This window comes from Brevibacterium yomogidense (genome assembly GCF_900163715.1).
GTDB lineage: Bacteria > Actinomycetota > Actinomycetes > Actinomycetales > Brevibacteriaceae > Brevibacterium > Brevibacterium yomogidense_A.
In genome coordinates this window covers 94,285-114,490 of the sequence record NZ_FWFF01000010.1, presented here as the reverse complement: position 1 = coordinate 114,490, position 20,206 = coordinate 94,285, and the positions used below count along the sequence as shown (strand labels likewise).

Below are 20,206 nucleotides of genomic sequence, written 5' to 3'. Positions count from 1 at the left end.
ACTGCTAGACACCGGCGGCTTCAGACCACTTCTACACTCTCTTTTACGATGAGCCGGTTAACCTCATGGCCCTCAACGGCATCACCAGTATCCGGGTCAACCACGCCCCAGTGATCGTAGTCATAACAAATTCCGACCATTGCGTAATTGTGATCCTCGAATCGCCAAACCGCAGTATCGGAAATGGTGACAGAACCGCCTACTTCGTGGCCATCAGCGTTAACTTCTGAGACAAACTCTTCATGTGACGAGATAAATTTCGGATCCAGGTTGTCTTTAATGGACTGTAAACCAGATACTGATTGCGCGGTGACATCCGACGTATACGTGCTGAACTCATCAATCAGCAGCAGGAGCTCTTCGACCTCGGCTTCATCTTCTGCCGACAGGTCGACTTCGCTCGTATAGGGCGGCAGGGATGGCTGGTACTCGGTCGGTTCTGTGGGCTCGTCGGCGCCAGCGGTGGGACCGACCGTGGGTGCGGCATCGGCCGCTCCCGAACACCCGGACAGCCCGAGCAGCGACAGCGCTGCCAGCGCGGCTGCGGCGACTCTGAGCGGTCGGCGGGTTCTCGCACCTCGGCGAGACGCCCCGGGGCACAACCGTGCGCCTGGTCGGAAACCCTCCACCCACAACCACCCCATCAGCATTGATGTCAGTGGGCGCTAATCTATCCGCTCTCCTCGAGTTTCGGAAGAGACCGGCTCAGACCTGTGGAAAACTCCTGACCCCATCCATCAGGCGACCGCGACCGCGAGGTCCTCGACGACCTCGGCCGCGGGCAGCTGTGCGAGAGCCGCACCGGGCAGCACGATCTTCGACCCGCGGATCCCCGAGCCGATCACCACCTCCGCCTGCTCCACCACGCGCGAGTCGATCAGCAGTCGCCAACCGTCCGGCAGCCCGATCGGGCCGATGCCCCCGTACTCCATCCCGGAGTCCTGGACGGCCCGGTCCATCGACAGGAAGGACGCCTTGCGCACATCCAGCAGCTTCCTGGCCCGCTTGTTCACATCCGCACGCGTGGACGCCAGGACCACGCACGCCGCAATTCGCTCATCCCCATCCCGCGTTCCGGCGATCACCACGCAGTTCGCTGAAGCCTCCGCAGGCAGGCCGTACGCCTCCATCAGCGCTGCGGTGTCCGCGAGGTCCGGATCGATCGCGAAGGCGCGGGCATCCTGCAGGGCGGCCGGGGCCTCGGCGGCGGTTCGAGCGACCGGGTCTCCCAGGAGGGGCGGCTGCTGCTCGGCCGCCTCGGGCAGGGCGAACGTGGTCACGGACTCGGGAAGAATGCTCATGTCCTCAGCCTAACCAGGAGTGGCCCGCAGCTGTGTACAATGGGTAGCTGGTCCGCGCGCGGCCCCTCGGGGCCAGACCTCCATGTCGGTTGCGGATCAGTGCGGAATTCGGGCACTGGCAGGCAGCGCGAGCTGCATCAGGGCCTGATCAGAATTCACAGCAAAGGACTCAGAATGAAGAAGGACATCCACCCGGAGTACAGCCCGGTCATCTTCAATGACCTCGCTTCCGGCACCAAGTTCCTCACCCGGTCGACCGCGACGAGCGAGAAGACCCTCGAGTGGGAGGACGGCAACACGTACCCCGTGATCGACGTCGAGATCTCTTCGGCATCGCACCCGTTCTACACGGGCAAGCAGCGCATCCTCGACTCCGCCGGCCGCGTGGAGAAGTTCAAGGACCGCTACAAGGGCTTCGGCCGCCGCGGCTGAACGCGTCCTCACACGACTGCGGGCCCGGAATCCTCTTCGCGAGGGTTCCGGGCCCGCAGTCATTCAGCGGTGTGCCCGACCGGTGATCATTCAGCCCTCGGCCGTCCAGTCCTCGGCCGTTCAGTCGTCAGCGCCGTACTCCTCGACCGTCACGAACAGTCCCTCCTGCGGCTGCACGCGCGAGGCGGGGTGGAAGAGCGAATCGACCCCGGTCGCGTTCGTGAGCGAGGAGGCGATCCCGTGGGCGATCCGGGCCTTCGCACTGCGAGCCGCTTCCGCGACGTCGAGACCGGTCGCCAGTCCCGCCGCGATCGAGGAGGCGAAGGAGCACCCCGCACCGTTCACGAGCTTCTCGTGAGCCTTCGGCGCGGTCAGGACGGTGACGCGCTCTCCTGATTCCGTCTCCTCGAGCAGGACGTCGATGGCATCCGGCCCGGCCAGGCGCGCGCCGCCCTTGACGACCACGTGCTTGGCTCCCATCGCCTTGATCGCACGCGCGGCAGTGACCATCTCGTCGATCGACTCGATCGGATCCGCGCCGGTCAGCGTCGCCGCCTCTTCGAGGTTCGGGGTGATGACAGTCGCCAGGGGCACGAGGTTCTCGACGAACAGGTCCTTGAGATCGACCATCGTGCCGCTGCCCTTGCAGACGAGCACGGGGTCGAAGACGTAGGGCAGCTCGTTCTCGCGGAGACGGTCGGCGAGGGCGAGCGCCGACTCGACGGACCCGAGCATCCCCGACTTGATGACGGAGAAGTCGTGGATCGCGAGTGTGGACTCCAGCTGCTGGACGATGAGGTCCGTGTCGAGGAAGTTGATGACGTGCCCGAACGAGTCGTCCGGGTCGAACGTGACGACGCAGGTGACGACGGCGGTGCCGAACGCACCGTACTCGTTGATCATCTTGAGGTCCGCCGCGAGGCCCGCACCTCCGGACACATCAGATCCTGCAATGGTGAGGACGCGGGGAGTGGTGGGGTCAGTCATGCGAGACGATGTCCTTCGTCGTTGGTCTTCAGTGTCGGCTTCCGAGCTGCGACGACTGCCTGGGGAGGCGCGTCGCTGAGCCCGGACGGATCGCCTCGATCATATCGCCTCGTCACGCCCCGCCGGGGTACCCGTGCTGTCGCCAGGCCTCGTAGACAGCGATAGAGGCGGAGTTCGCAAGATTGAGCGACCGGCGGGACGGCTGCATGGGGATCCGCACCTGGAGATCGACGTGCGGATCACCGGCGACCTCGTCGGGCAGTCCCGTGGACTCCCTGCCGAACAGAAGGACGTCCCCGGGCTGGTAGGAGACGTCCGCGAAGCTGTCCTGCGCGTGCGTCGTGAAGGCGATGACGCGGCGGTCGCCCAGCGTCTCCCACACGTCCTCCAGGGTCGGGTGGACCGTCACGTGCGCGAGGTCGTGGTAATCGAGCCCGGCCCGCCGCAGCTTCGCGTCGGAGAGGTCGAAGCCCAGGGGCTCGACGAGGTGCAGATGCGCTCCGGTCACGGCCGCAAGACGGATTGCGTTGCCGGTGTTGCCGGGGATCTCTGGCGTGTGGAAGACGATGCTCAGGCCCTTCATAAGGGCTTCAGCCTACTGCCGTCCCCGCGGGGACGTCGCAGGGGCCCATGGGGGAGTGGCGGCAGCGGATTGTTCGGTTTCTGTGTCGTTCATGATGGCCTCTTGGATGACTGCGGGATCGTTCGATCGCATTCCTGTGTCCGTGCCTCCTTCTACTGTGTCAGCACAGGGCAGATCGGGGAGCCCACCCGCGACGACGGCGTCGCCGATTCCCGACGGACCCCAGGAGGATGCGATGACAGACAGCACCGATGGACTCAGCGCTGGCGGGCCTCACGGCACCGACGACCCTCACGGCGACGACCTCCACAGCATGGTCGGGATCGACGAGGCACAGGAGATCGCGGACCGCATGCGTCGCCTCGCCGGCAGCATCGCCCGGCAGCAGGCGCAGTTCCTGCAGCTGCTCGATCAGATCGACCGATCAGAGGCGTGGACGCACTGGATCGGCGTCCGCACCCTCGCCCAGTGGGTGTCCTTCGTGTGCGAGATGGATTCGCACACCGCACGGGAGCACATCCGAGTCATGCGGGGCCTGCGCGCGCTGCCGCAGGTCGCCTCCCTGCTGGAGGAGGGGAAGATCTCCTTCAGCAAGGCGCGCGAGATCACTCGCCTGAGCGGTCGCATCGACGACGAGGAGGCGGCGGAGATCACCCGGCATGCGACCGCGTCACAGATCTCCGCGATGGTCGCCGCCTACCGGCGACTCGACCCGTCGGATCCGGAGGGCATCGCCGAGGTCCGGGTCCCCCTGGCGTCGTCCGCCGAGGCCCCCGGCAGTGAGGAGGCCGCGGTCACTGTTCGCCTGCCTCGCCGGCTGGAGCAGGACTCTCTCTACATCTCCACCCAGCAGTACGGGCGGACCCGCATCATCCTGGATCTGCCGGAGGCCGATGCGGTCGAACTCCTGGAGGCGCTCGATGCAGTCCGCGATCGCCTTGACCGCACGGAAGAATCCGACGACGGATCCGACAGCGGGGGCGGATCCGACAGCGGGGGAGAGGCGTCCCCTCCACCGCCCGTGCGCGCCGAGCATCGTGCGACGCGGGTCGATGCTCTCCTCGAGCTCATGCGGGAGCACCGGGATGAGATGTCGCGGAAGGATCGGGGGCGCGCAGCCCGCGCCACAGTCGTCGTGCACGTCTCGCCCGAGGCCCTCGGTGCAGGCAGCGGCGCAGAGGGTGCAGGAGGTGCAGAGGGCGCAGACGCCCCCGCGGGGACGTCACGGATGCTGAAAGAGCGCTGCCACGCTGCGGAGCGCGGCCCACTGACGACCGCCTCGGCGGCTCGCCTGGCCTGCGGCGGCGAGCTGGTCGGAGCCCTCGTCGACGCCAGCGGAGACGTGCTTGCGCTGGGGCGCTCCCGCAGACTGGCATCTCCGCAGCAGCGCATCGCGCTGTCCGCCAGGGACCTCCACTGCCAGTTCCCCGACTGCACCCGCCGCCACAGCCTGGAGGCTCACCACATCCGCATGTGGAGCGAGGGCGGCCCCACGGACATGGACAACATGCTCCTCCTCTGCCGATCGCATCACATCGCCGTCCACGAGAACCGCCTGCGCATCACCCGCGCCGCCGACCGGCCCTTCACCGGCGCCCTGCGTGCGGGGCCGGGGTTCGACGTCCACACGGAGGAGGGCGCGCTCCTCCGCGCAGGCGATGAGCTGCTCTCGGATCCCTCCGACTGCCCCGATTCCGCGGACCCCGCCCCCGCGACGTCTGTCACCCATCCGTCACTCGTCGACCTCCCGAATGCCCGACTGGGGCCCTGTGAGCCGGACATCGTGACGATCGGCGGCGGGTGGGGCTTCACCCTCGATGCAGGGATCGCGTGGCTGTTCGATGCGGAGAGGACACTGCGCGACCATCGGGCCGGCGGGCAGGCGCAGGGCTCTGCGTGAGCGACACCAGCACACTTGCCGCGTTCGAACGTGTGTTCGATACTGGGGGTATGTCCGTCGCCCCCACACCCGCCACCGCCGCAGCAGATGCGGTGACGGATGCGCGCGCACTCACGCAGAAGCTGAGTCGTTCCCTGGGCATCCCCACGGCGACGGCCCTCATCGATCAGGCACGCCCTCGGCCGGTCGGCTCCGCACTCGCAGGACTCTTCGCGCGGGGAGGCCTTCCTCAGGGAGAAGTCGTCTCCCTCAGCGGGCGGGCCGTGCTCTCCCTCGCGCTGGCCTGCTGTGCGGAGACGACCCGGGACGGAGGGTGGTGTGCGGGCATCGGACTGGGAGCACCAGCGGCCTCAGCGATGCGGGATCTGGGAATCGACCTGTCACGCTTCGTCTGCCTGGACACCCCTGCACAGGACTGGATGCGCGTGACGTCGATCCTGCTGGAGTCCTTCGACGTGCTCGTCGTCGATCCGGGGTTCTCCGCCTCGGCGGGGGACCGAGCGCGGATCGCCGCCAAGCTCCGGGACAGCAGAGCGACCCTCATCCTGCTGAATGGTCCTGGAGCAGCGAAGGGAGGAGTGAAAGAGCGTGGGAGTTCGTTCCCCGGAAGCTCCGAGCGGCTGACAGTCCTCGAGGAATCCTGGGAGGGGACGGATCGTGGCACGGGCCGTCTGCGCAGCAGGACCCTGCGCCTGCGCAGCGCGCACACCGGCGAGCACACCCTCGTCCTCCCCGACTCCCACGGCGCGACCACAGCTCCGCGGTCTCGCCCCTCCTCTTCCTCCGCTGCTCCCGTGGCCTCCGCCGCTGTATCCCACAGCGTCCCCGCAGGGACGCTCCGTCTCGTCTCAGACTCCTCCACACGCTCCGACGGTGCCCCATGACGCAGCGGCTCCTCGCCCTCATCGTTCCGGATTGGCCAGCGCTCGCAGCGGCGATCGACGCGGACCTGTCCGCCACGGATCCCGTCGCCGTCCTGCGGGCGAACCGGGTCGTCTCCGCGAATGCGCCGGCCCGAGCACTGGGCATCAGCCGGAACATGCTGAATCGGGCCGCACGGAGCCGCTGCCCGGGCCTGGTCCTCACCGCGTGGGATCCGGAAGGGGAGGCCCGCCTCTTCGTCGCAGCGACGCAGGCCCTCGACACCGCAGTGGCCCGCTTCACCGTGCTGGGGCCCGGAGCGGTGAGCGTTCCGGCCGACTCCCTGCAGCACGTCCACGCGGATGAGGCCTCCGCGGTGGAGTATCTTCTCGCCAGACTCACGGAGTCGACCGGCTGGGAGTTCCTGCCCGGGATCGCGGACACGCCCTTCGCCGCGCTCCTGGCCGCGCGCACCTCCACCCGTGTCGAAGCCGGTCGCACCCCGGAGTTCCTCGCCGTCCAACCCGTCCACGCGCTCGAAGCCGCGGACCTCCTCGACGAGACCCTCGACCCGGAGGACCTCAGCGATCTCGTGAGCGTGCTCTCCCGACTGGGGCTCCGCACACTGGGCGACCTCGCGCGGCTCGATCCTGCAGACGTGGGAACCCGGTTCGGACGGCTGGGGATGCGTGCTCGGGATCTGGCACGGGGCCTCGGCGATCGAGGGCTGCGCGACCACACGCGCGAAGCGGACCTGTCCGTCGAGGCGCCGCTCGAACCTCCGACGCCACGCACGGACGTCCTCGCCTTCCGCGCCCGCAGCGCCGCCGCAGAGCTCTTCGCCTCGGTCCGTCGGCGATCTCTCGCGTGCACCCAGGTGACGATTCGGCTCACCGCGACCTCGGGGGACCACCACGAGCGGACGTGGCGGCTCGAGGACATGGACGACAACCGGGTCGCGGACCGGGTTCGCTGGCAGGCGGAGGGCTGGCTGAGCTCCCGGACCGGGCGGAAGACACGGAAGCCGCGGAAGAAGGAGGCCGAGCAGAAGGAGGCTGCCCAGGAGATCGCGCCCGAGGACGACCTCGGTCTCGACGAGGGGATCGCGCTCCTCACACTCACCGCGGCAGAGCTCGCGGCCCCACTCGAGACCCAGCGCAGCCTCCTCGACGGGAGCTCCGGCGACGTCTCCCACAGCCTCGAGCGGGTGCAGGGCCTGTTCGGCCCCGATTCCGTGCTGGTCCCCGGCGTGCAGGGAGGTCGGGATCCCGGTGAGACGAACCTCTGGACGCCGTGGCAGCAGACGCCCCGTGCCGCACGCGATCCCGAGGCCCCCTGGCCGGGCACGATCCCCGCCCCGCACCCCGCACGCGTCCTCGACACCCCCATCGAGCTGCTCGATGAGTCCGGCGCGTCCGTCAGTGCCCGGCCGGCAGGTCTCGACAGGCCGCCCGCCCTTCTGCGCATCCCCGGATCCGGGGCGTACCGGATCGTGGATCATTCGTCAGCATGGCCCGTCGACACCGGCTGGTGGGACCCTGCTCTCCGCCAGTACCGGGTGCGTCTCCAGGTGCTCGCCGACGACGGCACGGCCTTCCTCGTGTGCAAAGAGGAAGGGCGCTGGCGCCTGCTGGGAGAGTACGCATGAGGGAAGTGGCCGCATGACGGGCTTCAACCCGCGCACGCCCTGGTCCGAGCTCGAACGCAGGCTCTCCGACCGGCCCCCACCCGAGCAGGCGCGCACAGACCAGCCGAGCACAGACGAGCCCGGCACAGATCTGCCCGTCTCCGTCGGATCGTGGGGGACTCGACCTGCCCGGAGACTGCCGGACGAGACTCCACACGACAAGACACCGGCACACCGCGTCCCCGCGGGGACGCCCTATGCGGAGCTCCACGCTCACTCTGACTTCAGCTTCCTGGACGGGGCCTCGGAACCGGAGGAGCTCGTCGAGACAGCGGTCGCCGCAGGGCTCACAGGACTCGCCCTCACCGACCACAACGGCCTCTACGGCGCCCCGCGCTTCGCCTCCGCCGCCGCAGAGGCGGGCCTCTCCACGGTCTTCGGCGCGGAGCTGTCGATCGGCCTCACGGAGCGCATCCCCGGTCAGGTGGATCCGGACGCGGAGCACCTCCTCGTGCTGGCCCGCGGGGTGGACGGCTACCGGCGCCTGTCCGCCGCGATCACGACGGCGAACATGCGCGGCGAGAAGAACAGGCCGGTCTTCCACGCGGAGGAGCTCCTCGAGGAGACACGGACCTCCGGGGCCTGGCAGCTGCTGACCGGGTGCCGGAAGGGACCGCTCGCCCGTGCACTCGACGACCCAGACGACCCCGACGGCGGCCTCACCGCCCTGCGGAACCTGCGCGATGCCGCAGGCCGCGACAACCTCGCAGTCGAGCTCACCCGCCACGGGCTGCCGGACGATGACGAGCGCATCCGCCACCTCACGGAGCTCGCGGAGCGGACGGGCCTGCCCCTCGTCGCGACGAACGCGGTCCACTACGCCACCCGCGCCCGCCACCGCGACGCGCAGGTGCGCGCGGCAGTCCGCTCCCGCCGCAGCCTCGACGCGATGGCGGGCTGGCTGCCGCCCACCGCCTCGGCCCGCATCCACACGGGCGAGGAGATGCTCGCCCGCTTCCCCCGCGCCGCGGTCGCCCAGTCCGCGCGCATCGCCGCCGAGGCCGCCTTCAGCCTCCGTGCCGCCGCACCCCGCCTGCCCACCACTCCGATCCCGCCGGGCCACACGGAGGCCGAGCACCTGCGCAGCCTCGTCTTCCCCGGAGCCCTCCACCGGTACGGCTCCCGTGAGACGGCGCCTCAGGCATGGGCGCAGGTCGACCGCGAACTCGACACGATCGAATCGATGGGCTTCTGCGGCTACTTCCTCATCGTGTGGGACATCGCCCGGTTCTGCCGGGAGCGCGACATCTTCTGCCAGGGCCGAGGATCCGCCGCGAACTCCGCCGTCTGCTACGTCCTGGGCATCACGGCGGTGGACGCGGTGCGCTTCGGGCTGCTCTTCGACCGCTTCCTCACCCCTGACCGGGAGGGCTACCCGGACATCGACGTCGACATCGAATCCGATCGTCGCGAGGAGGTCATCCAGTACGTCTACGACCACTACGGCAGAGACCGCGCCGCACAGGTCGCGAACGTCATCACCTACCGGGCGAAGTCGGCGGTCCGGGACGCGGCCTCCGCACTGGGCTACGCACCCGGCCAGCAGGACGCCTTCTCGAAGGGCATCCGCCGCTGGTCGAGCCTGCCCGCAGCCGGCGAGCCGGTGGGGGACAACGAGGACGGGGTGCCCGGCCCGGTCCTCACCGCCGCCGCCGGCCTGCTGGGGACGCCCCGGCACCTCGGCATCCACTCCGGCGGGATGATCCTCGCGGATCGGCCGATCGGCGAGGTCGTCCCCATCGAGCCCGCCACGATGGAGGGGCGCACCGTCGTCCAGTGGGACAAGGACGACTGCGCTGCGATGGACCTCGTGAAGTTCGATCTGCTGGGGCTCGGAATGCTCACCGCCCTCCACGAGTCGATCGATCTCATCGCCCGGCACACGGGGGAGCGGATCGACCGGGCCGCACTCCCGCAGGAGGACCCGGCGGTCTTCGACATGCTCTGCGCGGCCGACGCGGTGGGCGTCTTCCAGGTCGAGTCCCGCGCACAGATCGGCACCCTGCCGCGACTTGCTCCCCGCAGCTTCTACGACCTCGCCGTCCAGGTCGCGCTCATCCGGCCGGGCCCCATCCAGGGCGGATCCGTCCACCCCTACATCCGCCGCCGGCAGCAGAAGGAGGAGGTCACCTACCTCCACCCGCTGCTGCGCTCGAGCCTCGAGAAGACGCTGGGCGTGCCGCTGTTCCAGGAGCAGCTCATGCAGATGGCGATGGACGTGGGCGGGTTCTCCGGGGCGGACGCGGACGAGCTGCGCCGCGCGATGGGATCCCGCCGGTCCGAGACGCGGATGCGACTCCTGTCCGAGCGCTTCCTCACGGGAGCCGCAGCCCGCGGCGTCGATGAGGAGATCGCCGTGGCGATCTTCGACAAGATCGCCGCGTTCGCGAACTACGGCTTCCCCGAATCGCACGCGATCAGCTTCGCGAACCTCGTATACGACTCGGCCTGGCTCAAGCGGCACCATCACGCGGCCTTCACCGCCGGGCTGCTGCGCGCCCAGCCGATGGGCTTCTACTCCCCGCAGTCGCTCATCGCCGACGCCCGCCGCCACGGGGTCGGCATCCGTCCCGTCGACGTGAACGCCTCCCAGGTGCTCGCGGATCTCGAGGCGGACTCCGCGTCCGGCGGCGGATGGCCGGATGCCGCCGGGGGACTGGCGATCCGGGTGGGCCTGGCCTCTGTGCGGGACGTGGGGAAGGACGCCGCCGAGGTCGTCGTCGCCGCCCGCAGCAACGACGGCCCCTTCGCGTCGGTCGGCGAGGTCGCCCAGCGGACAGGGCTGTCCACCCGCGCACTCGAGGGACTCGCGACGGCCGGCGCGTTCGCCTCACTCGGCCTGGACCGCCGGGAGGCGCTGTGGGTAGCCGGCGGGCAGGCGGGTGCCTCTCCGGCGACGCTGCCGGGGACCTCGGGCCCGGAGACCGCACCGGCGCTGCCGGGCATGGACGCCTTCGAGACGACGCTCGCGGAGCTGTGGGCGACCGGGGTGACCGTCGACGGGTACCCGACGGAGGTGCTGCGGGAGGCTCTGCGCACCCGCGGGTACGGCTCCACGCGGGATGCGTGGGACGTGCACGACGGCACCCGTGTGACGGTCGCCGGCATCGTCACCCACCGCCAGCGGCCGTCGACCGCCGACGGGATCACGTTCTTCAACCTCGAGGACGAGTTCGGCATGCTCAATGTCGTGTGCACCCGCGGACTTATGCAGCGGCACCGCAGGATCGCACTCACGAAGAACGTCCTCGCGGTGACGGGCCTCATCCAGCGGGCGGACGGGGCACTGCGTCCCGATGGCGCGCCGGGCGCCGCCGTCGTGAGCCTGTATGCGCACCGGCTGACGCCGATCGCCACGGACATCGCCCCGCGCGCCCGTGACTTCCAGTGAAGTCGATGGTCCCCAGTGACGTCGATGACTTCCAGTGACGCGCTGTGACACCGGAAGAGTCCGATTGTGACGTTCGATGACGCACCCCTCGCCGGTCGGCTGCGGGTTCAGCCACGATGGACCCAGTACGACACTGACGGACCTCAGTCCGGTGCCCGGCGCCACGCCGCGCGCCCTCCAGCGAAGGAGCTCCCCATGACCGCGTTCGAGACCCTCCAGATTCACGCCGGCCAGGAGCCGGACTCGCAGACCGGCGCCCGCGCGCTGCCGATCTACCAGACCACCTCCTTCGTCTTCGACTCCCAGAAGACCGCGGCGGACCGCTTCGCGCTGTCCGACCTCGGCCCGATCTACACCCGTCTGGGCAACCCCACGAACGAAGCGGTCGAGGGCCGTGTCGCAGCGCTGGAGGGAGGCGTCGGCGCCGTGCTCGTCGCCTCCGGCCAGTCGGCGGAGTTCCTCGCGCTGCTGAACGTCGCGGGCGCGGGCGACCACATCGTCGCGAGCGGCAGCCTCTACGGCGGCACCTACAACCTCTTCGCGGTGACCCTCCCGAAGCTCGGCATCGAGACGACCTTCGTCGAGGCGGGCGACCCCCAGGCCTGGAAGGACGCGGTCCGGGAGAACACGAAGGCGTTCTTCGCCGAATCGATCGCGAACCCGCGCTCCGAGGTCCTCGACATCGCGACCGTGGCGGATCTGGCCCACGACGCCGGCGTCCCGCTCATCGTCGACAACACGATGGCGACCCCCTACCTCGTCAAGCCGATCGAGCACGGCGCGGACGTCGTCGTCCACTCGGCCACGAAGTTCCTGGGCGGACACGGCACGTCGATCGCAGGCGTCATCGTCGACTCCGGGAACTTCGACTACACGCGCTACCCCGATCGCTTCCCCGGCTTCAACGAGCCCGACGAGTCCTACAACGGCCTCGTCTTCGGCCGTGACCTGGGCCCCGACTCGCCCTTCGGCGCGAACGTGTCCTACGGCATCAAGATCCGCGTCCAGCTGCTGCGCGACCTGGGTCCCGCGGCCTCGCCGTTCAACGCCTTCCTCATCGCCCAGGGCATCGAGACGCTCAGCCTGCGCATCGAGCGCCACGTGGAGAACGCCAAGAAGGTCATCGACTTCCTCGACGGCCACCCGCAGGTGGAGAAGATCCACTTCGCCGGACACTCATCGAGCCCCTGGTACGAACTGGGCAAGAAGTACCTGCCGAAGGGCGCGGGCTCCGTGCTCGGCTTCGACATCGCCGGAGGATTCGACGCGGCGGTCGCCTTCGTGGACGCACTCGAGCTCCACTCGCACGTGGCCAACATCGGCGACGTCCGCTCTCTCGTCATCCACCCCGCCTCGACGACCCACTCGCAGCTGAGCGAGGAGGCACTCGTCGCTGCGGGCGTGAACCAGAGCTTCGTGCGGCTGGCCGTGGGGATCGAGGGGATCGACGACATCCTCGCGGACCTGGAGACGGGCTTCGCCGCCGCGCAGGCAGCGGCGGGAGCCTCCTCGGGTCAGGACACCCAGGGCGCCCAGTGACGACTGTCGTCCCCGAGACCTCGCACCGCACGCGCACCGCGCGTCTGGGAGCACTGACACTGGAGACCGGCGTCGTGCTCCCGGACGTGACGCTCGCCTACGACACGTACGGCGTGCTGTCCCCGCAGCGGGACAACGCGATCCTCATCGAGCACGCGCTCACGGGCGACTCGCATGCCCACGAGTGGTGGGACGGGCTGATCGGCCCCGGCCGGACGCTCGACACCGACCGCTGGTTCGTCGTCTGCGCGAATGTGCTGGGCGGCTGCTCGGGCTCGACGGGACCGGCCGACCCCACGAGCGCTGAGCACGCGGGGAGCGCCTTCCCTCTCATCACGGTCCGCGACACCGTGCACGCAGAGCTGCGGCTCGCGGATCAGCTGGGGATCGATGTGTGGCACACGGTGCTCGGCGGGTCGATGGGCGGCGCTCGTGCACTCGAGACCGCTCTCATCGCCCCGGACCGGGTGGCCCGCACCGGTGTCTTCGCGGCTCCCGCCTTCTCCGATGCGGACCAGATCGCGTGGGGCCACATCCAGATCGCAGCGATCCGCGCGGATCGCGAGCGCGGCCTCGGCATCGCGCGGCAGATCGCCCACCTGACGTATCGCGCCGATGCAGAGCTCAACCACCGGTTCGAGGCGCGCCAGCAGGCGACGAATGCTCCTGCACAGGAACCGGGGGAGAGGTACTACGCGATCCAGAGCTACCTCGACCACCAGGCGGGGAAGCTCCAGGGCCGCTTCGACCCGGATTCGTACGTGACCCTGTCACAGGCGCTCATGGACCACGACGTCCGCCGAGGCCGTGATGCGGACCTGCGCCGGGCCCTCGCGGGTGCCGGGGGCCGGTTCCTCGTGGCCGCCGTCACCAGCGATCGGCTCTACACCCCTCCGCAGGTGCGGCTGCTCGCCGACAGCCTGCCCGCCGGTGCCGAATTCAGGACGATCACCAGCTGGGCGGGCCACGACGGCTTCCTCACGGAATCCGATCAGGTCGGAGCGCTCATCTCCGAGCTGCTCGCTTCCTGAGCTCCTTCTCGTCCACCGGCCAGTCAGAGCGTGCACGCGCGGCGCGGTAGTAGGCACGGGCTTCGTCCTGCCGCTTCGCCTCCGCCCCGTCGGCGATCGGGGAGCGACGATGCGCCGGGCCGTAGCCGAACGAGTCGACGAGGTCGAGCGAGTTCTCGGCGAGCTTCGCGCACAGGGAGTCGATCGTCGGACCGATGAGGCGGGCCCGTGCCATGGGCAGGCGTCCGTGCATGCTGTGCCAGCCCATGTGCTTCTCGATGAGCGTGAGGCCGTAGAGGTCACGGATCCTCCGCAGGATCTTCGCCTCGTCGGGGTGCCGGCCCTCGTCCTCGACCCGGTGCATCTCCGTGTTGAGGCCCTGCCACTTGAGCAGCTCGATGTAGGCGATCGAGGCTTCGATGAGCTCGTTCTGGTGCTTGTTGAACAGCGCCGCGCTGTCCGCCTGGCTCATCGAGCGCGCCGGCCGCAGCGCCTGGGCGACCGAGGCGACCATCGTCTCGACGCGGTCGGAGAGGAGCGCCTCCTGCACCTTGCCCGACCGGACCCGCTTCGATCTCACCGACGTGGTCACGAGGTCGCCGATCGTCCGGCCGATGTTCGCGACGCCCGTGCGGAAGAGGGTGTGCTCTGCGGCCTGCGCGCCGATGAAGCGGGCGGCACCGCCGAAGTCGATGTCCTTGAGCTCCTTCGCGTAGTCGGTGAGGAGCCGCTTGCCGACCAGCTGGAGGAGGACTGTGTTGTCCCCCTCGAACGTCACGTATACGTCCATGTCCCCGTAGAGGCCGACGAGCCGGTTCTCATCCATGTACCCGGCCCCGCCGCATGCCTCCCGGCTCTCCTGGATCGTGTCGAGCGCGTCCCACGTGCTGAGTGCCTTGAACCCGGCCGCCTGCGTCTCCAGCAGCTCGCGCTCCTCACCGGATTCGTCCGCGCCGGAGAACACCGCGTCGAACGTGTGCAGCAGCGTGTCGTGCGAGATGGCGTTCGCGTAGGTCTGGCTGATGAGCGGCATGAGCCTGCGCTGGTGGCGCTGGTAGTCGATGAGCCGCGTCTCCTCGACGGGTGAGGTCGATGTGAACTGGCGCCGGTCGTGCGCGTACCGCACTGCAATGTCGAGCGCGAGCTTCGACGCGACGACTGCGGCCCCGTCGAGCGAGACCCGTCCCTGCACCAGGGTGCCGAGCATCGTGAAGAAGCGGCGTCCGGGTGAGTCGATCGGCGACGAGTACTCCCCGTCGGCCGTGACGGCCCCGTAGCGGGTCAGGAGGTTCCCACGGGGGACCCGGACCTGGTCGAAGGCGATCCGACCGTTGTCGACGCCCAGGAGTCCGCCCTTCTTCCCGTCGTCCTCGATGGTGATGCCGTCCACGACGCTGCCAGCCTCGTCGCGGACGGGGACCACGAACGCGTGGACTCCGTGGTTCACCCCGTTCGTGATGAGCTGCGAGAACACGACCGCGGCACGAGCGTCCCGTGCAGCGTTGCCGATGTACTCCTTCGTGGCCGCTCGGAACGGCGTGTGGATGACGAACTCCTGAGCCTCCGCATCGTAGGTCGCGGTCGTCGCGACCTCGGCGACATCGGATCCGTGGCCGATCTCCGTCATCGCGAAGCTGCCCAGGAGTCGGCCGGACAGCGCGTCGTCCAGCCACTTCTCGTGCTGTTCGTCGTTGCCCAGGTGCATGATCGCCCCGCCGAACAGTCCGAACTGCACGCCGGCCTTGATCTGCAGGCTGGGGGATGCCGCCACGAGCTCCTCGAAGCCCGCGACGTACTCCGCGTGGCTGTTGCTGCCGCCCTCGCCCTCGGACAGCGGCAGTCGTGTGAGACCGGATTCGGCGACCGCCGCGATGCCTGCGGTGGTCGCAGCCCGCAGCTCCTCGAGTGTGCCGTCGGCGGGCAGGTGGAGCGACGGATCCTCGGTGAGGTCGCGCATGCGCCGGCGAGCCTCGGCCCATTCGCCGTCGAGCACGTCTCGCAGGACCGTCGCGTCGATCGTGAGCGGCGTCTTCCCTCGGTTCATTCGTCTTCCTTTCGTGAGGCCCACAGCCACATGGCGAGGCGGGTGGTGAACTGTTCGGTCGAGTCGGTGTCTGCCGAGCGGTCGTCGCCCAGCCAGTTCAGGGTGCAGCTGCGGACGAAGCCCACGGCGCCCGAGGCCCACATCCGCTCCGTGGAGCCGGTCAGTCCCATGCGCGCGCACAGGAGGTCGACGACGTCGTCGAGGAATGCGCCCCCGCCGTCGTCCGAGGTGACGACGGAGTCGCAGAACCGATAGACGGCGGGGGACCGCACGCCCAGGGCGACGAAGGCGGAGATCATCGCCTCCAGCGCCTCCTGCGGAGTGCCGTCCGGGCGCCCAGCCTCATCGAGCGACCGGCGGATCACGTCCATGGCCCAGTCGCCCATCGCCTGCTGCAGCCCCCGACGGTCGTGGAAGTACCGGTAGAACACCGTCTTCGACGTTCCCGTCGCCTCCGCCAGGCCGTCCATCGACACCGTCTCGCCCCGCGTGGAGATCGCGATGCGGGCGCTGCGCAGGAGCTCACGGCGGCGCGTGCGGCGGTGCTGCTCCCAGCGGAGGCTCCGACCATCGCGGACGGTCTCATCGGTCATCCCACGGGCTTTCATGTAACTGACGGTATCAGGTACGGTCGGTACCGGTGAATCGGCTCAGAGCTGACTGAATCCGTCCGCGCGACACCCCCAGACGCGACACCTCAGACGCGTTCCCTCCAGAGAGGACCCACTCCATGACCCAGTCCCCGCAGCCCACGCGACCCGCAGCGATCCTCGGCGGCAACCGGATCCCGTTCGCGCGCGCCCACAAGCAGTACGCGCGCGCATCGAACCAGGACATGCTCACGAGTGCCCTCGACGGCCTCGTCGCCCGCTTCGGACTGGCGGGGGAGAGGCTGGGCGAAGTGGCCGGCGGCGCCGTCCTCAAGCACTCTCGTGACCTCAACCTCACGCGCGAGGCCGTGCTCGGCTCCGCGCTGTCTCCGGAGACCCCCGCGTTCGACCTGGGGCAGGCGTGCGCGACGGGGCTCGAGGCGACGGTGTCGATCGCCCAGAAGATCCGTCTGGGACAGATCGACGTGGGCATCGGATCTGGTGTGGATTCGGCCTCGGACGCTCCGATCGCGGTGAGCGAGGAGCTGCGCGGTGTCCTGCTGGAGCTCAACCGCGCGAAGACGATGTCGCAGCGCCTCAGGGCCGTCTCCCGCCTGCGGCCCTCCGATCTCGCGCCGGCGCTGCCGGACAACGGCGAGGCGCGCACGGGGCTGTCGATGGGCGAGCACCAGGCGATCACCACCGCGGAATGGGGCATCTCGCGCGAGGACCAGGATGCCCTGGCGCTGGCCTCGCACCAGCGGATGGCGGCCGCATGGGAGCGCGGCTTCTTCGACGACCTGGTCACCCCCTACCTGGGAGTCTCACGCGACACCAACCTGCGGGCGGACTCGACGATGGAATCGCTGGGCGCACTCAAGCCCGCGTTCGGCCGCGGTCTGTCCGCGACGCCCACCATGACGGCCGGCAACTCGACACCGCTCACGGACGGCGCGTCCTCTGTGCTGCTGTCGTCGCAGGAGTGGGCCGCGGACCACGGAATCGAACCGCTCGCGTACCTGGTCGACGCCGAGGCCGCGGCAGTCGACTTCGTCACCGGCAGCGAGGGCCTCCTCATGGCACCGGCCTACGCCGTGCCGCGACTGCTGGCCCGCAACGGCCTCACGTTCGCAGACTTCGACGTCTTCGAGATCCATGAGGCGTTCGCCTCGACTGTGCTCACCCATATGGCCGCATGGGAGAGCGAGGAGTTCTGCCGCGAGAAGCTGGGACTCGACGCACCCCTGGGCCCGATCGATCGCGACAAGCTGAACCCCAACGGCTCGTCGCTCGCCGCCGGCCACCCGTTCGCCGCCACCGGCGGGCGGATCATCGCGTCGGTCGCGAAGCACCTCAAGGAGACCGGCCAGCGTCGCGCACTCGTCTCGATCTGCGCCGCCGGAGGCCAGGGCCTCACCGCGATCGTCGAGGCCTGACAGACACCACCACTCGGAGGAACCCATGACTGATCGCTACACCAAACTCGCCAACGGTCCGCTCAAGGCACTGGTCAAGACGCTCGGGCTGCCCAGCCCCGTCCCGCTGCGCCGTCACAGTGACGGCGCGTACCTCAGCGAGCCCGTGCTCGTGCTGGGAGCCGGTGCCGCTGCGGACGCCTACGCACAGATCCTGCTGGACAACGGCTTCGAAGTCCGCCGCAAACCCACCTCGGAGAAGCTGTCGGCCGTCCTCGCCTTCTTCGACGAGGCGCAGGAGCCGACCGACCTCTCGGAGATTGCCCTGGAGATCGGGGGAGCCCTGCGCGGGCTCGTCCGCTGCTCCCGCGTGATCGTGTTCTCCCGCGATGCCCACATCAGCCCGGAGCGTCCCGCGGACACGGACCCGGCCCTCAACGCGACGCGCAACGGTGCGGTGGGCCTCATGCGGTCGCTCGCCCATGAGATGCGGGGCGGGTCCACCGCCAACGGCATCGTCGTGTCGGACGGCGTCCCGATGGACGCCCCGAGCGTCGTGAGCGCCCTCTGGTTCCTCCTGTCCTCGAAGTCCGCCTACGTATCGGGCCAGCCGCTGCACGTCACGACGGCTCACGGAGAGGCCGCCACCGCCGAGGCACTGGCCGGTGCACACCTGGACGGTCGCCTGGCCGTCGTCACGGGTGCGGCGCGGGGGATCGGCGCGGCGATCGCCGCGACGCTCGCCAGGGACGGAGCGACCGTCGTGGGCGTCGACGTGCCGCAGGCCGGCGACGCGCTCGCACGAACGATGAATGGGATCGGCGGCACCGCACTGCAGCTGGACATCACCGCGGAGGACGCGGGCCGGGTCATCGCGCAGCGCGTCGGGGAGCCGATCGACATCCTGGTGCACAATGCGGGCATCACCCGCGATCGGATGCTCGCGAACATGGAGGCCTCGCGCTGGGACTCCGTCATCGCCGTGAACATCGCCTCACAGCTGCGGATGAACACGCAGCTCACCGAGGCGGGCGCATGGGGCAGCGCCCCGCGGATCATCTCCCTGGCCTCCACCTCCGGCATCGCAGGCAATCGCGGTCAGACGAACTACGCCGCCTCGAAGGCCGGGGTCATCGGGATGGTCGCGGCGTCCGCGGATCGCTTCGCCGCACAGGGCGGAACGATCAACGCCGTGGCCCCGGGCTTCATCGAGACGGAGATGACCGCGAAGATGCCCACGCTCACGCGTGAGGTCGCGCGCCGTGTCGCGAGCCTGCAGCAGGGCGGGCTCCCCGTGGACGTCGCCGAGGCGATCGCCTTCCTCGCCGCACAGTCCTCCGGAGGGATCTCCGGCACGACGCTGCGCGTGTGCGGACAGAATCTGGTGGGTGCCTGATGCTCAGGACGTATCTCGCCGCTGCGGGTTCGAGTGTGCTCAAGCGCATCCGCCCCGCTGCCGCCGGCCCCCTCTCCCGGGTCGCCGGCCCAGAGTCCCCCCGCCGCACGGAGACCGTGACGGCCGATCCGCAGACGGTCGCGGAGTTCTGCCGCGCCGTCGGAGAACCGGTCCGCAACACCGTGCCGGTCACGTGGCTGCACGCCCAGGGGTTCGCAGCCAGCCTCTCGCTCCTGAGTGCTCCGGACTTCCCCGCTCCGGCCATGGGGATGGTGCACGTCACGAACTCCCTCACCCAGCTGCATCCCGTGCGCGTGGGCGACGCCGTCACCGCCACGGTGTGGATCGACGCGATCCGCACGCACCCGAAGGGGACGGAGATCGTCGTCGCGGCCGCGTTCGACGTCGACGGCCGGCGCTGCGTCGACGAGCGCTGCCATTACCTCGCGAAGGGAGTGCGGGTGGACGGTGCGACTCCTCACGACCCGGCGGAGCGCACGCCGTTCGAGGCACCCGATGCCACGATGAGCTGGAGGCTGACGCCCCGGACGGCGGATACGTATGCGCGAGTCTCCGGCGACGTGAACCCGATCCACCTGAACGGACTCGCGGCGAAGGCGTTCGGGTTCAGGGGCCGGATCGTCCACGGGATGTACACAGCGGCCCGTGCGCTCGCATCCGCCCAGATCCGCGCCGATGCCTTCACGTGGGACGTGGAGTTCGCGACCCCCGTGGTGCTGCCCTCGACAGTCGCCGTGCGCGTTGCCCACGGCAGCGCTCTGACAACAGTCGACGTGTGGAATCCGCGCGACGGACGGCCCCACATGCTGTCCTCCATACGCACCGAGAGCGGCACCGAGAACGGTACGGAGAATGGTACGTCGAACGGGCGGCAGTGAGCCCGCTCACAAGCGGTCGGATCGATTTGGACTGGACCTGAGGAGTGTGTAATCTTGTCTCTGTTGCCCGCGCGGGTGGCGGAATTGGTAGACGCGCTAGCTTGAGGTGCTAGTGCCCTAATAATGGGCGTGGGGGTTCAAGTCCCCCTCCGCGCACAGCAGTGAGTGAGG

General features: G+C 69.4%; 16 protein-coding genes and 1 tRNA gene. 11 read left to right on the top strand and 6 right to left on the bottom strand.

Annotation, left to right across the window (positions count from 1 at the left end; translation table 11 throughout):
* Positions 1 to 20: 20 nt before the first annotated feature.
* Positions 21 to 650, bottom strand: coding sequence for a hypothetical protein (locus FM105_RS14525; protein ID WP_143275842.1), 630 nt, complete (start codon positions 648 to 650; stop codon positions 21 to 23).
* Between the two features lie 87 nt (positions 651 to 737).
* Positions 738 to 1,301 carry a YbaK/EbsC family protein gene (locus FM105_RS06745; RefSeq protein ID WP_087006603.1) on the bottom strand — a complete coding sequence of 188 codons (564 nt, stop codon included), beginning with the start codon at positions 1,299 to 1,301 and terminating at the stop codon, positions 738 to 740.
* 174 nt (positions 1,302 to 1,475) lie between these two features.
* On the opposite strand from FM105_RS06745, the gene FM105_RS06740 reads away from it, so the two are divergent.
* Positions 1,476 to 1,733 carry a type B 50S ribosomal protein L31 gene (locus FM105_RS06740; RefSeq protein ID WP_087006601.1) on the top strand — a complete coding sequence of 86 codons (258 nt, stop codon included), beginning with the start codon at positions 1,476 to 1,478 and terminating at the stop codon, positions 1,731 to 1,733.
* 120 nt (positions 1,734 to 1,853) lie between these two features.
* Here the strand turns inward: FM105_RS06740 and thiD are convergent, their stop codons facing one another.
* Positions 1,854 to 2,720: a bifunctional hydroxymethylpyrimidine kinase/phosphomethylpyrimidine kinase gene (thiD, locus tag FM105_RS06735; RefSeq protein ID WP_087006598.1), complete on the bottom strand. Its 867-nt coding sequence runs from the start codon at positions 2,718 to 2,720 to the stop codon at positions 1,854 to 1,856.
* 112 nt (positions 2,721 to 2,832) lie between these two features.
* Positions 2,833 to 3,303, bottom strand: coding sequence for a tRNA (cytidine(34)-2'-O)-methyltransferase (locus tag FM105_RS06730; RefSeq protein WP_087006596.1), 471 nt, complete (start codon positions 3,301 to 3,303; stop codon positions 2,833 to 2,835).
* Between the two features lie 235 nt (positions 3,304 to 3,538).
* Between FM105_RS06730 and FM105_RS06725 the strand changes: the two genes are divergently transcribed.
* The 6 genes from FM105_RS06725 (at position 3,539) to metX (ending at position 13,712) form a co-directional block, all read left to right on the top strand.
* Positions 3,539 to 5,203 (top strand): HNH endonuclease signature motif containing protein, encoded by a 1,665-nt coding sequence (locus FM105_RS06725; protein ID WP_179207104.1) that lies wholly within the window; start codon positions 3,539 to 3,541, stop codon positions 5,201 to 5,203.
* 50 nt (positions 5,204 to 5,253) lie between these two features.
* Positions 5,254 to 6,087, top strand: a complete 834-nt coding sequence (locus FM105_RS06720) for a hypothetical protein (protein WP_087006592.1) — start codon at positions 5,254 to 5,256, stop codon at positions 6,085 to 6,087.
* Complete coding sequence (locus tag FM105_RS06715; RefSeq protein WP_087006591.1) at positions 6,084 to 7,712, top strand: DNA polymerase Y family protein; 1,629 nt, start codon at positions 6,084 to 6,086, stop codon at positions 7,710 to 7,712. The genes FM105_RS06720 and FM105_RS06715 overlap by 4 nt, the downstream gene beginning before the upstream one ends.
* 13 nt (positions 7,713 to 7,725) lie before the next feature.
* A complete protein-coding gene (locus FM105_RS06710; RefSeq protein ID WP_087006589.1) occupies positions 7,726 to 11,142 on the top strand; it encodes an error-prone DNA polymerase in 3,417 nt (1,138 codons plus the stop codon).
* A gap of 195 nt (positions 11,143 to 11,337) precedes the next feature.
* The gene (locus tag FM105_RS06705; protein ID WP_087006588.1) at positions 11,338 to 12,681 is read left to right on the top strand and encodes an O-acetylhomoserine aminocarboxypropyltransferase/cysteine synthase family protein; all 1,344 of its coding nucleotides are present in this window, start codon (positions 11,338 to 11,340) and stop codon (positions 12,679 to 12,681) included.
* Complete coding sequence (metX, locus tag FM105_RS06700) at positions 12,678 to 13,712, top strand: homoserine O-acetyltransferase MetX (RefSeq protein ID WP_087006586.1); 1,035 nt, start codon at positions 12,678 to 12,680, stop codon at positions 13,710 to 13,712. The genes FM105_RS06705 and metX overlap by 4 nt, the downstream gene beginning before the upstream one ends.
* Here the strand turns inward: metX and FM105_RS06695 are convergent.
* Positions 13,687 to 15,735: an acyl-CoA dehydrogenase family protein gene (locus tag FM105_RS06695; RefSeq protein WP_087006584.1), complete on the bottom strand. Its 2,049-nt coding sequence runs from the start codon at positions 15,733 to 15,735 to the stop codon at positions 13,687 to 13,689. The two genes, metX and FM105_RS06695, sit on opposite strands and share 26 nt — an antisense overlap.
* Positions 15,732 to 16,343: a TetR/AcrR family transcriptional regulator gene (locus FM105_RS06690; RefSeq protein WP_087006582.1), complete on the bottom strand. Its 612-nt coding sequence runs from the start codon at positions 16,341 to 16,343 to the stop codon at positions 15,732 to 15,734. Before FM105_RS06690 ends, FM105_RS06695 begins: the two co-directional genes overlap by 4 nt.
* Positions 16,344 to 16,465: 122 nt before the next feature.
* Here FM105_RS06690 and FM105_RS06685 point away from each other — a divergent pair, with 122 nt between their 5' ends.
* From FM105_RS06685 to FM105_RS06670, 4 genes are all read left to right on the top strand, one after another.
* Positions 16,466 to 17,761 (top strand): acetyl-CoA C-acetyltransferase, encoded by a 1,296-nt coding sequence (locus FM105_RS06685; protein WP_087006581.1) that lies wholly within the window; start codon positions 16,466 to 16,468, stop codon positions 17,759 to 17,761.
* A 25-nt stretch (positions 17,762 to 17,786) separates the two neighbouring features.
* Positions 17,787 to 19,136, top strand: a complete 1,350-nt coding sequence (locus FM105_RS06680; RefSeq protein ID WP_087006579.1) for a 3-oxoacyl-ACP reductase — start codon at positions 17,787 to 17,789, stop codon at positions 19,134 to 19,136.
* On the top strand, positions 19,136 to 20,035 hold the full coding sequence (locus tag FM105_RS06675; protein ID WP_087006577.1) for a MaoC/PaaZ C-terminal domain-containing protein: 900 nt from the start codon (positions 19,136 to 19,138) through the stop codon (positions 20,033 to 20,035). Before FM105_RS06680 ends, FM105_RS06675 begins: the two co-directional genes overlap by 1 nt.
* A 69-nt stretch (positions 20,036 to 20,104) precedes the next feature.
* Positions 20,105 to 20,191, top strand: a tRNA-Leu gene (locus FM105_RS06670).
* Positions 20,192 to 20,206 lie beyond the last annotated feature (15 nt).